Origin of the sequence: Proteus mirabilis ATCC 29906, assembly GCF_000160755.1 — a bacterium.
In the GTDB taxonomy this organism is placed as follows: Bacteria; Pseudomonadota; Gammaproteobacteria; order Enterobacterales; family Enterobacteriaceae; genus Proteus; species Proteus mirabilis.
On sequence record NZ_GG668579.1, the window covers coordinates 306724 to 321315 of the forward strand.

Here is a 14592-nt window from a genome sequence, read left to right on the forward strand (position 1 = left end):
CATGCTGAATTTTGAAACTTTCTATGGTAATAGTGAACCTATAGCTGTTATTGGTCTTTCTGGTCGCTTCCCTGATGCACAAAATATTGATCAATTTTGGCATAACATAATTAATAAACACGATAGCTCTCGTCTTTTTTCTGAAGAAGAACTAAAAGCCGCAGGTGTCGCTGAACAAACTTATCATTCACCTGATTTTGTTAATCGTGGCGCGCCGTTAGATGAAGCGGAATATTTTGACGCTACTCTATTTAATTATTCACGCTCAGAAGCTGAACTTATCGATCCCCAGCAAAGAATTTTTTTACAAGGTGCTTGGCATGCTTTAGAGCATGCTGGATATGCCCCTTGCAATATAACCATCAAAACAGGCGTTTTTGCTTCAGCAAGAATGAGCAGCTATCCTGCCCAGCAAGATTTAGCATTGCACAATATTGGCCATGTCCGTGGCATGCAAAAATTATTAGGGAATGATAAAGACTATCTCGCAACACGTATTGCATATAAATTAAATTTAACTGGTCCAGCATTAACTATACAAACCGCTTGTTCTAGCTCCTTAGTTGCCGTACATATGGCTTGTGAAAGTTTACGCTCTGGTGAATGCAGTATGGCTATTGCTGGTGGAATTGGTATCACATTTCCACAAACCGGTGGTTATCTATATCAGAAAGGCATGATCTTCTCACCAGATGGTATTTGTCGTCCTTTTGATGCAGAGGCAAACGGTACTTTTGCTGGTAATGGATTTGGTATTGTAGTGTTACGTCGTCTTGAAGATGCCTTAGTGGATGGAAACACAATTATTGCTGTATTACGTGGTAGTGCCATTAATAATGATGGTCATCAAAAAGCGGGATTCACAGCTCCCTCCGTAGCAGGCCAAGTTTCAGTTATTAGAGAAGCAATACAACTGGCCGATATTAAAAATGAAGATATTGAACTTATTGAAGCACACGCAACAGCTACACCATTAGGTGATCCAATTGAGTTTAGTGCATTATGTCAGGTTTTCGCTGATCGCTCTCTTACTGCTTCTAAATGCGCTATTGGCTCAGTTAAAGGCAATATCGGACATCTGGATACAGCAGCAGGTATCACTGGCCTAATTAAAACGATATTAGCGGTAAATAAAGCACTTATTCCTCCATCTATGCATTTTAATCACCCAAATCCTCAATTACAAATAGAAAAAAGCCCGTTCTACATTCCTAAAAACCCTAAAGCTTGGTCTAGCAGAATACGAACTGCTGGTGTTTCTTCATTTGGTATTGGTGGAACAAACTGTCATATCATTGTGCAATCATTGCCTGACTCATTAGTATCAATCAAACCTGAACAAGAGGTAGACAATAATTTTGAATACTCATTATTGCTTAGTGCCGCCACAAAAGAGAGTCTAAAAAAACTTGCTGGTGATTATGCACCATTAATAAAAATTACCCCAGCAAACATTCTGGCTCATAATGCATTACAGCAAAGACAACTCAACTTACCATGGCGCTTATCTATCCCCTTAACAAGTGAGAGTGATATTTCACTGTTAGCTTTCTCTCAAGGAAGTGCTGATTCTTTAATACAATATGGTCATACATCAACAAATAAGAAAATAGCGTGGCTATTTTCTGGTATGGGATCACAATATCCTGCTATGGGTAAAGTGATGTACCAACATTCAACAACATTTGCCGAAACAATCGATCGTTGTGAGCAAGCATGCCTGCAACACTTAACATTTCCGTTAAAAGAAGTCATGTTTGGCCTACATAGCGATAAACTTGTTAATGCCAGTTATATTCAAGCGGCTATTGTCGCCTATGAAATCGCAATGGCAGCACATTGGCGAGCAATCGGTATTTTACCTGAAATAATTGTAGGTCATTCTTGCGGAGAATATGCCGCAGCCGTTATCGCTGGTTTCTATACAATCGAACAAATGATGCCACTTGCTGTATATAGTGGACAATTAATGGAAAGTCATGTTAATGGTGAAATGATTGCTGTATTTGCAGAATATCAAGATATTCAAATCATTGCTAAACAATGTCATGTTGAATTAGCTGCAATTAATGGCCATAACAACTTATCATTCGCGGGGCAACCCGATGATATGCAAAAGTTTACTCAAATATTGAAAGCAAAGAATATTCGATTTAGAGAAATGAATAACGTGTGTGCTGCTCATACCTCTTATATTGATAATATTCTTGATCAATTGATGGAATTTACTGAGTCATTATCAGCCTCACAAGGAAAAATAGCCTTAGTCTCAGGCTATACAGGGCAATTAATTTCTCAAAAAGAACTTCAACATCCATCATATTGGGCTCAGCAACTACGCAATACAGTTATGTATCAAGATGCAATACAAACGTTAGTCAATCATGGTGTCACCCATGCTATGGAATTAGGACCAACTTCTGTATTAAGTGATCTTGGTGAACGTGAAGGCATTACTGAGATTAGTTGGATACCAACTGCCAGAATGGGAGTTGATGAAATTCAGATGAAACAACAGGCTGCAACAACCCTATTTATTGCAGGCTATGATTTACCATGGCAGTCACTGTTTAAAACTCAAGGAAGTTATATACCATTACCTCTCTATCCCTTTGAAAAACAATATTATTGGTATGAAAAAAAGGATAGTGAAAAATATCAACCACAAAAAAGCGCATTTGATTTACCTATTAGCCAAGGTCGTGAAACGGCATTAAAAGCGCTTACAACACTCGATCTTCCTCGTTTAAACTCATTTAATTCAACACTTACCACTTTACATAATTATTACGTCGATAAAATGATATGCTCGTGTTTAGGCCATGAGTTGAATACCCCCATGTCTGTAATCGATATTATGCGAGCAGGACGCATTTTACCCCGCTATTATCAATTATTAGTACGTTTATTAGAGGCCTGTGTTGAGGATGGATATTATATTTACCAACAGATAAATCAGCACAACTACTATAAAAAAATAAAATCTATTTCTAGTGATAAATTACCATTATTATTCCATCAATTACAATTAGATAGCGAAGGTCTTCAATCTATTCCTGACACCGTCAAGCGAGCAGGAGAGCAACTCTACGATATGATGACAGGCGTGATTGAACCTGTTTCAGTGATCTTTCCTGAAGGTGCATCTCAAGGTGTTGAAGTTCTCTATCAAGATTTTAGTTTTGGTCGTTATTTTAACCAAATTGCTGCCGCGGTACTTAAAGGATTACTTTCTCACTACCAGCCCACTGTGGCTAAGCCTTTGCGAATTATTGAAGTCGGTGGTGGCACGGGAGGAACCACCTCTTGGCTGCTACCTATTTTATCAACCATACAACATGTTGAATACGAATTTACCGATATTTCACCTATCTTCACCCGACGTGCCGCACAAAAATTTAGTCAATATTCATTTGTTAACTATCGAGAGTTCAATTTACAACAATCCCCTGAAATACAAGGTTTTCAATCTGATTATTATGACATTATTATTGCTGCTAATGTTATTCATGCCACTCAACATATTGGAGATACATTAACTGCTCTTCGTACTTTACTGCGTTCCAATGGTCATTTGCTTATGCGCGAAATAACCAAACAAGCTCGCTTATTTGATTTTGTTTTTGGCCCACTGGTGTTACCCCTCCATGATGAAAAGATCCGTAAAGGAAAACTATTTTTATCACCAGAATTATGGCATCAACAGTGTCGCTTAGCAGGATTTCAACATATTCGCTGGTTACCTGATGCATTACCAGAAACCAAAGATATGTGTGAACATATTATTCTCGCCAGTGTTTCGACAGAAAACGATCACTTTGATCAAGAGTTACCTAGTGACACCAAGATACAACAAAGTTCACACTACCAATGGCAATTAACACCTTGTGTGGAACAAGATCTTATCAAGCCAACATTAATATTTAACCATCAACAAACATTGCCTTCTGAAATCGCAGCTATTTTATCCGCTATTGGATGTCTTTCTGAACAGGGCGAAAATCAATTAATCGTTGCCAACCTTGCAGATCCTTTAATTATCGCCGAGCAGATCCGCCAAATATTACTGTCATCGTCTGATGGGTTTGTTGTTATCACGCAACAAGCCTGGGCATTAACTGCCATAGAAACGGTTAATCCAGCACAACGTAGTATTCGAAGTTTATTAAAAACTATTCAAAAAGAATATAGCTCAAGGTTAATTGCCATTGTTGATTTAGGTATAAATGCCTCATGGTCTGAATTAGTTCCTGCTTTTATACAAATAGAACAAGGTAATAATGAAATTATTGTTCGTAACCATTGCTGCTACTTACCACAATTAACCCCACTGCCCTCATCTTCTACGATCATAGCGCAGAACATCATGGTATCCCCGCGCTGGCATATTATTACTGGTGGTTTTGGAGGCTTAGGTCGAATTACAGCAAGTTGGTTAGTAAGGCAAGGTGCTAAACGTATCGCTATTTTGGCACCACGAGCTGATAGCAGCGCATTAGATTGGATGAATAACTTACAGAAATCTAACCAGCTAGAAATAAAATGGCTAACATGTGATTGTCGTGATAACGCTCAATGTCATGCAGCACTCACTCAGCTTGAAAATGAAGGTGGCATTGAGGGGCTTATACACAGTGCAGGTATTTTGGATGATGCACTTATGACACAACTCACCCCTAAGCGTATGTCTGACGTATTTTCTGTTAAAGCGATATCTGCCAAGCAATTTTGTGATGCTTTAGAAAAAACAGATGCCAGTTACCTTATTTTATACTCCTCTGCCGCTGCAACTATAGGCTCTGAAGGACAAGCAGCTCATTCCCTCGCTTGTGGATATTTAGATGGATTAGCTGAATATGCACGTCGCAATATCAAGGGATTAACCGTCATTTCTATCGCTTGGGGGGCATGGCAAAGTGTTGGCTTTGTGGCAGAAAAACAACTCCATGATAAATTACAACACAAAGGTATGAGTACGCTTACTACTGAGGAAGGACTGGCACATTTAGATGCTTGTCTGCTAGATAATACCTCTTGTCGCCTTGCAATGCGCTTAGCGACTCCACCTTTAATGACACAAAAAACGCCTTTATTTCATCAGACTAATCATAATGATCATTATGATAACCATGAAATTAATCACACTCGCCAGCTTTGTGAAACCCCAACTCAAACGGATCAAACAGAGCCGGTAAGCCCTAACAGGGTTGATTATCGCGTTGGTGATAACTTAGAACAGTGGCTAACAGCATGTATCAAACAACTGTTGCGTCTTGGTGATGAACATATTGATACTCACATTGAACTATTCCAATTAGGACTAGATTCTCTCTCTTTCCTCGATCTCAGTGCGGAAATTAAGAAACAGTTTGCGGTCAATATTGACGCTGAACAATCTTATGATGATATGACTATTGCTGGTTTAGCCTCAGTTATTCGAACCGCAGCACCTGAGAAATTTACTGTGACAGAAGCACTCCATAATCAAGACAACATTTCCCACACAATGGAGTCAGAACGATATGCCCCATTTCCATTAACACCAATTCAACACGCCTATTGGATCGGACGTAAAAACCTCTTTAACTACGGAGGCGTTGCTTGCCATGCAATTTTTGAATGGGATTGTCAACGCCATATATGGGAGCCGGCCTCACTTGAAAAAGCTTGGAATAAAGTTATTCAGCGTCATGATATGTTGAGAATGATCATAGATGATGATGGACAACAACGTATCTTAAAAGAAGTTCCTTATTTTCATTTTATTCAACATGACCTAACAAATTTAACCCAACAAGAGCAACAAGAGAGCCTAACACAGATAAGGGAAGCCCTTTCTTATCGGGTATTACCGACTGAGTCATGGCCATTATTTGAAGTTGAAATTTCTTGGCTAAATAACGATTGTTACAGATTACATATCAATCTAGATTTACTGCAGTTTGATACCATGAGCTTTAAAATTCTGTTTGATGATCTATTTAACGCCTATTCAGGACAAGAATTAATACCACAAACATTTACCTTCCGCGACTACTGCTTAAAAAATCAAACAAATCGTAACAGTGATGAGTGGAAAATGGCATGGTGTTACTGGCAGGATCTATTATCTGATTTACCTTCTGCCCCATATTTACCGATAAAGAATTCATCCATTACTGAACAACCTCGTTTTACGACTTTCCAACATCATGTTTCTATAGCGCAATGGGACAAATTAAAACAGAGGTGGAAAAAGCATGGTATTACACCATCAGCAGGGCTTTTAACACTTTTTGCTTTAGTTTTAGGTCGCTGGACAAAATACCCAGCCTTTACACTAAACTTAACTTTCTTTAATCGTCAACCATGGCACCCAGATGTTACACAACTTATTGGTGATTTTACCTCTGTACTCCCTATAGATATTTATCTAGATAACGACTGTACATTAAATGAGTCAATGGCAAAAATACAGCGCAGACTTTGGCAACATTTAAGTAAGTCCCAAGTAAATGGTGTAGAGATTTTACGTGAATGGGGACGCTATAAAGGGGATAGTAGCCAATCTCTGTTACCTATTGTATTTACTAGCATGTTAGGTATGACACTAGATGGTGACAATATTGATGAAGCATTAAATCAGCTTTTCGGCCAACCCGTATATAGCTTCGCGCAAACACCTCAAGTTTGGTTAGATCACCAAGTAATGGAAGGAAAAGAGGGGCTAACATTAAATTGGTTCTGCATGGATGACATCTTTGCTGACGGTTTATTAACAATGATGTTCTCTGATTATCAAAGCTTGATCACTCAATTATGCCAAGATGAAGATAATAATCAATCAGTTGATAAGATTATTGCGCAACTTCCTTCATATCAACATTTAGCAATAGATAATCACCTCCAATCACGCTATCAACAACTCGAGCAAACATTGGAAAATCATCCGCAAATCAAACGTGCTCATGCTATGGTAATGGTAAAAGACGATACGAAAGTAGAGCCTCCTCTACAATTACTGTTTGAAGCCTCTTCTGATATTCCACTATCCGTTATTAAACAGCCCAATTGGTTACCTAATTTACTTTCGCCATCAGCTTCACTCAGTGACATTATTGAAAAGAGTTGGCAACGATTTGAGGAACGAGCACGGTATGGCATATGTCACACACTGTATCGAAATGCTCTTTTTACCGAGCTAAACACACCAATCACCCTAGCTGAAATAGTGGCTCGTTTAAAAGCAAAGCCTCAGTATGAGAGGCTACTTAGTCAGTGGCTAGATTTATTATGCCTGCATCACTTATTAACCAAAGAGGGTGATCAGTTTTATGCCACAACACAGTTTATTAACTTATGTTTATCTGCCCCAGTATTTCAACAACCTGTTAATGATTGGGAATATGTACTTTGGGATTACCTTGAACAATCACTAACCCAACATGAATTACTCTTTAGTGGTAAGGTTTCTCCTCTTTCACTACTTTTTAATTCAGATGAAATTACCACAGCACTATACGCCAAACACCCTGCACTAAATTATTTAAATCAATGTGCAAAAGATATTGTTAGTGCAATGGTTGGTGCAACATCTTCACTCAATATTTTAGAAATAGGGGCAGGTACAGGAGCTACCACTCAAGGTATAGTCGCAGTACTTAAGAATACGCATTACTCATACACCTTTACTGATATATCACATTACTTCCTTGATAAAGCGCGAAAAAAATTCACTGCTGTAGGAGAAATGCGCTATCAACTCTTTGATATTAATGCACCAATACAATTTTCTCATCATCCAGATAATGGCTATGATCTGATCATTGCATCTAATGTATTACATGATGCATCACATATCGGCCACGCACTAAAACGGATTAGAAGCCTGTTAAAACCTCAAGGCTATTTATTATTTATCGAAGCAACCGAGTGTCAAAGTGCTATGCAAATGGCGACTGTTGGCTTTATTGAGGGATTAAGTGCATATCAAGATAAGCGTATATTGACGAATAAAGCGATGCTTGATAGTGAAAGTTGGCATGATATTTTAATCAATACTGGTTTTGAAACTATTGGTCAATGGCCCCAAACAGATTCCTCATCTTTGCGACAAACACTCTTTTTAGCCTCTCCCACTCGTGGAGGAAAACCTTATTTAGGTAAATTACGTGATTATTTATCTCATTCTCTTGATCAGAATATCGACTCTTTTGAGTTGTTCCAATGTGAAAATATTGAAGCAACCCTTAATGGCATAGCAACATCATCCGCTCAAGAGCTAAATGAACAGATACAACCTGTTGCAATACCTGATGTACCAACCAATATGATTAATGAAATCATTGCATTATGGTCTGAGTTATTAGGTCGTGAGGTCAATAGTACAAATGATTTCTTCCGTTCTGGAGGAGATAGTTTGATTGCAACCAAAATGATCAGCCAATTACATCAACGGGGATATCCAGCAACATTACAACAGATTTTTACCTATCCATGCTTAGCCGATTTTTGTGCTCATTTAGAGCAGGAAAAGCAATCTCAACGAGAGTACTCCTCTTTGATACCTCTAAGCGCTGTATCTGCTCCAAAACCTTACCACTACTTTATGGTACATGCTTCTGATGGTGATCCCGGTGTTTACCTACCTCTTGCTGAGTCGTTAAATAATACAGTGTGGGGATTAACAGTTACAGATGCTTCAAAACTAACTGATTTGGATACATTGTTATCATTACATTTATCTAGCATAAAAACAGCACAACAGACTGGCCCTTATATTCTTATTGGTTGGTCATATGGTGCTTTTATTGCCAGTTACCTTGCAGAACAACTCTCGCAACAAAATCATTCCGTATTATTAGTATTAATAGATCCCGTCTATCGACATGATTTTATTAAATTTTGTCATGATGACTCAGATAGTTCATCAGATGAAAATAAGCAGCTTGCATGCACTAAAAGACTTATGTCATTCCTACCTGAAAGTGACCTACCATTATCTGATGATATCGCCTGTTTATGGCTGGAAGCCACCAACCACCCAACAGAATGGACATCACCTGAAAAAGAGTGGTACCAACGATTACCGCCACATACCCAACATCACTATTTTTCAGGGGAGCACTGGTCAATACTGCAAGATCGCGCTACCAGCACACATCTGGCCGAAATCATTGATCAGTGGGTGCAACAAAAACTTTCTAATAACGGATATCCATCCGAAGGAGGTAATTAATGAAACCGGCAAAAAAAGTGGTGATTGTAGGCAGTAAATTTGGAGAGGTTTATCTCAATGCATTTATACAACCTCAAGACAAATGGCATCTTATTGGCCTTTTTTCCAAAGGTAGCACTCGTTCTCGAGAATTATCTAAAGCATTCGGTATTCCACTTTTTACTCGATTTGATCAACTACCTGAAAAAATAGATCTAGCTTGTATTGTTGTGCGATCAACCATTGTTGGTGGCGAAGGTAGCCAACTTGCGCAAGCATTTTTACAACGGGGGATCTCGGTTGTACAGGAACATCCTGTACATCCTGATGAAATTACCAGACTACAATCATTAGCAGAAAAAATGCATTGCCACTATATCGTTAACAGCCTCTATCCACATAATAAAGCAGGACGTTTATGGATAGAAAACACACAGAAGATATATCAGCAAATACAACAACGACCAGTGTGGGGACAAATTATCACAAGCAGGCAATTAATTTATTCCGCCTTAGATATATATTGCCAAGCAATGAAATTACACCCTAATGATATTACAGTCACATTAGAAAAAGATAATACCCCGCTACAATTTCTACGACTATCCAACCCTACTGGTGATTTGCTTTTATGCCTACAAAAACATTTGTCATCTAACGATCCTGATCAGCATAGCCTCGTGATGCATCATATGATATTAGGCTGGCCAGCTGGTTATTTAACTCTCGCTGGAAGTTATGGGCCAGTAGAATGGAATAATGCGCTTTATATTCATCATCACCAAGATAGTAAAAAAGCCATGTATCAATCTCCTGCCACGATGGAGCTTGATGAACCACTGTTTCATTCATTTCATACTCCACCAAATAGTTGGCAGGATGTGATGGAATGTGAAGCACCAGAAGCTATTAATTACTTACTGGCAGAGATAGATAAATGCTGGCAATTACCTAATGATAAAAAACCAATGATTTTACAACCCCATTACCAATTAGCTTTATCTCAATTATGGATAAAAACATTGCAAACGGCAGGTAAAGCCATTGATGGCACAATTGCGTCATTTAAGCGAATGAACTTCACCAAAAGTAGTGGGCGGAGAAAATAATGATAAAACAATCTCCCAAATATATTACTCCTTTAAATGAGCAAAATGTAAATAAAGACAATGCTAACCTATTGGTTTGCCCATTTGCTGGTGCCAGTAATAGTGCATTTAACTCGTGGAGATCTACCGATATTTCAGGGTTAAATTGTCAATTAGTTAATTACTCTGGCCATGGTTGCAGATTTAAAGAACCAGCCTTTAATGATATTGGGTTATTAGCCAATGAATTAATAACAATAATAAAGAAATTTTATCCACCACGGCATAATTCATTATTACTTTGTGGTCACAGTATGGGGGCCCAAGTTGCCTTTGAAACTGCTATTCAATTAGAAAAAAATGGCTGGGAATTATCTGGACTAATATTATCAGGCTGCCAAGCTCCTCATATTCAAGCAAGGAGATTACTGAGTGATTTAAATGATGATGACTTTATTCAACAATTAATTGCCATTGGTGGATGTGATGCTGAATTAATCAAGCAGCCACAGTTGTTAAAACAGTTTATGCCATTATTACGTGCTGATTTCCTTGCTACCGAGCGTTATTTTTTTCAAAAAAGCACTAAACGGCTTTTTCATACCCCTGTTTTATTAATGTATGGTAGTCATGATAGTGAAGCTGATAAAAACGAAGTTGAAGCATGGCAAGATTGGATAGATAAGCATTGCACTATTAATTGCATCGCTGGAGATCACTTTTATCCAATTACACGCCCAAATACTTTTTGTCGTTTTATTATTGATTTTTATCACCAATTTATCAATGATTAAATTGATTAGGTAATATATATGAATAAAACAATAGATACTTTGCCACTTAACTTTCGTATTTTAATAAAATTAGCCCCACTCCCTCTGATTAGTGGCATTATTATGGCAATAATCTCAACAATGCTAAGTTTAGCACCATTATGGATCATCTATAAAATCAGCCAGATTTGTTTTTCAACATCACCTAATATTCAACAAATAAATAATCTAGTTTATATCACTGTGATTATTTTAATTTTACGTTGGGGATTAATGGCAATAAGTCATATTGCCGCACATCGGGGTGCTTTTTATATTCAGCATCAATTACAACTCGCAATAGCTAAAAAAATCAGTAAAGTACCATTGTCATTTTTTGCTCAATATGGCAGTGGAAATCTGCGACGTATTATCAATGATGATATAAAAAGCTTAGAAGGTTTTTTCGCACATATGCTACCTGATCTCGTCTCAGCCATAGTGACTCCCTTTATCGCTATTATATTACTTTTTTATGTAAATTGGCCTCTTGCCTTATTATCTCTAACCCCATTACCCATTGCTTTTATGGCTCAACTTCTCATGTTGCGTCGAGCCAATAAACAAACCAATGAGTGGATGAATATTCAGAAAAAAATTGCTAATGAAATAGGAGAATATATTAAAGGAATACGAGAAATAAAAGCGTTTAACTTAACCTCCCATACTTTTGGTAAATTATCTCAATCTATCAATTCCTCTGTTAAATGGATAAAAAATAATGTCAAAGCTAGTACAGGCTCTTGGATGGTATTTAGTGGGATATTAACAGCGAATCTCGTTATTATAGCACCAGTAGGTGGGTGGATGTATTTAAATCAAAATATTGATTTATCTACTTATATTTTATTTTTAATGACATCCCCCCTCGTACTTGCGCCGTTATTACGACTAACATTTGTGCTAGGAGAACAAGCTCAACGAAAACAAACCTTAAAACATATCAGTATGATCCTTGAACTTTCAGAGCATAAACAACATGATAAACATTTTACTCTCCCTAAAAATAGCGATATTACTTTTAAAGATGTCTGTTTGGATCATGGTGATAAACCGATATTAGAGAAAATTAGTTTTAATGCCCAAGCGGGTACAACAACTGCAATTGTAGGCCACAGTGGTGCAGGAAAATCCTCATTATTAAAACTAATTCCCCGTTTTTATGATTGTACTTCTGGCCAAATAAAAATAGGTCAATATGATATCAACTACTGGCCAGAAATTGATTTACTTTCTCAAATAAGTGTTGTTTTTCAAGATGTATATCTATTTCATGGAACTATTTTAGAAAATTTACTCATAGCAAATCCTAATGCCTTATTTGAGGATATTATCAAAGCAACTAAAGCAGCCAATATTCATCATGTTATTGAAAAACTCCCAGCAGGGTATAATACATTAATTGGTGAACAAGGAAATAAACTTTCAGGTGGAGAGAAACAGCGATTATCAATTGCAAGAGCACTATTAAAAAACTCTCCAATCCTACTTCTCGATGAAATTACTGCCAATGTTGATGCTGAAAATGAAATTTTGATCTATCGCGCATTAAAGAGTCTATGCCAGAATCGGACTGTTATTATGATCACTCATAACCTACATACTATTATTAACGCAGATAAAATTATTGTGCTTGATAATGGAAAGATTATTGATACAGGTACACACACCCATTTATTAAACCAATGCCCAACCTATCAAAAATTATGGAATGATTATAGTCACACTATTCATTGGCAATTAATCCAGGAGAATAATAATGATTAAAGAATTAATTAAATCAGGTTATTTGCTTTCTAATAAAAAAGATAAAGATTTAATGGTGGGTCTATGCCTTGCCGTAGTTGAAGGTCTTTTTGCTACTATTCCGTATATTCTACTCTATTTTTTATTAATTGATCTTTTTGCCAATAAAATCACACTAGCTCAGTTATTTTATTACTTTTTATCAATACTCTTATCTATTGTTCTGCGTATTGTCATTGGTACTTATAGTATGCCAATGATTTTTATTGGTGCTTATAAAATGATGGGACAAGCCCGTCTAAGAATAGCCGATCATTTACGAAAAATCCCGATTGGCTGGTTTTCTTCTCAACGCAGTGGTGATCTTGCATCACGGCTTACTGCTGATTTAGAGATCATTGAAAATATCTGGTCACATTTCTTAGGAATGTTTATCAGTACTTTAGCGATGCCTGTTTTTCTCTCACTATTCTTAGTATGGGTAGATTGGCAACTCACTTTAATTATATTATTTTCTATTCCAATCGCTCTGTTCGCATTATCCATAAGCCATAAAATAATGTTAAAAGCTGCACAACAGGCAGCTGATGCTAATGCCAATGTACAATCCGAATTACTCGATTATATCCAAGGAATTATGGTTATTCGTAGTTTTGGGCGACTTGGTCCTGCATGGAAAAAACTAAAAGCAGCCTTAGAAACACAAAATAAAACCCAAATAGTTCTAGATTCCAAGCCTGCCCCTTGGATTGCACTTTATGGTTTTATTCTTGAATCAGGTTTTATTTTATTAATGATAATAGGAACAAGCCGTTTAATTAGTGGCTCACTTTCTCCTTCTCAATTCGTTTTTTTCCTTGTATTAGCACTCCCCATTTATCGACAATTCTTTGATTTAGGATTATCCAGTATGTTGTTAAATTATGCACAAAAATCATTACAACGCATAGAAGAAGTAATGAAAGTGGTTCCACTTTCTGAGCCTAAATATACTCAATTACCAATAAGAACAGATATCTATTTTAACAATGTAAGCTTTATTTATCCTTATAATAGTCAATTAACATTAGATAATATATCTTGCTGTTTTCCTGAAAAAAGCTTTACTGCTATTGTTGGCCCTAGTGGCTCAGGGAAAAGCACTTTACTACAGCTTATTTCTCGTCTATGGGATGTTAACCAAGGTGAAATATTGCTAGATGATATTAATATTAACCAAATAAATTCCGATAAACTCTGTTCATATGTATCTTCTGTTTATCAAGATGTCGTTTTATTTTCAGGAACAATTAAAGATAATATTTTAATGGGAAAAACAGATGCTCACGATGATGAAATAATAACTGCAGCTAAATTAGCTAATGCACATGAGTTTATTATACAAAAACCACAAAATTATGATACTCCTATTGGTTACGGTGGTATGTTACTCTCAGGTGGAGAACGTCAACGTCTTTCTCTTGCTAGAACTTTATTAAAAAATGCACCAATTTTACTGATCGACGAAGCAACATCGAGTATCGATTGTTCATCAGAAGTATTAATTCAACAAGCTTTATCATTGTTATCAAAAGATAAGACAATCATTATGATTGCCCATCGATTAAATAGCATTAAAAATGCCGATAACATTATCGTAATGGAAAATGGAAAAATAGCAGAACAAGGAAAACATGCTGAGTTACTTGCAAAAAATGGCTTATATGCACATTTATGGTTACAACAGAAAGCGTTATGCTAATAGCCAAAT

At 36.9% G+C, this 14592-nt stretch carries 5 protein-coding genes; all 5 read left to right on the forward strand.

The features are described 5' to 3' along the window. Window position 1 precedes the first annotated feature (1 nt). From HMPREF0693_RS12345 to HMPREF0693_RS12365, 5 genes are read left to right on the forward strand one after another with little or no spacing between them, the layout of a single operon-like run. Window positions 2–9217, forward strand: coding sequence for a type I polyketide synthase (locus HMPREF0693_RS12345; RefSeq protein ID WP_004245756.1), 9216 nt, complete (start codon window positions 2–4; stop codon window positions 9215–9217). Further along, window positions 9217–10305 carry a Gfo/Idh/MocA family oxidoreductase gene (locus HMPREF0693_RS12350; protein WP_004245757.1) on the forward strand — a complete coding sequence of 363 codons (1089 nt, stop codon included), beginning with the start codon at window positions 9217–9219 and terminating at the stop codon, window positions 10303–10305. Before HMPREF0693_RS12345 ends, HMPREF0693_RS12350 begins: the two co-directional genes overlap by 1 nt. Further along, window positions 10305–11078 carry a thioesterase II family protein gene (locus HMPREF0693_RS12355; protein ID WP_004239723.1) on the forward strand — a complete coding sequence of 258 codons (774 nt, stop codon included), beginning with the start codon at window positions 10305–10307 and terminating at the stop codon, window positions 11076–11078. Before HMPREF0693_RS12350 ends, HMPREF0693_RS12355 begins: the two co-directional genes overlap by 1 nt. Before the next feature lie 18 nt (window positions 11079–11096). Next, entirely contained in the window at window positions 11097–12863 is a 1767-nt protein-coding gene (locus tag HMPREF0693_RS12360) for an ABC transporter ATP-binding protein (RefSeq protein WP_001044024.1), read from the forward strand. Then, complete coding sequence (locus tag HMPREF0693_RS12365) at window positions 12856–14583, forward strand: ABC transporter ATP-binding protein (protein WP_000588838.1); 1728 nt, start codon at window positions 12856–12858, stop codon at window positions 14581–14583. The genes HMPREF0693_RS12360 and HMPREF0693_RS12365 overlap by 8 nt, the downstream gene beginning before the upstream one ends. Window positions 14584–14592: the final 9 nt, after the last annotated feature.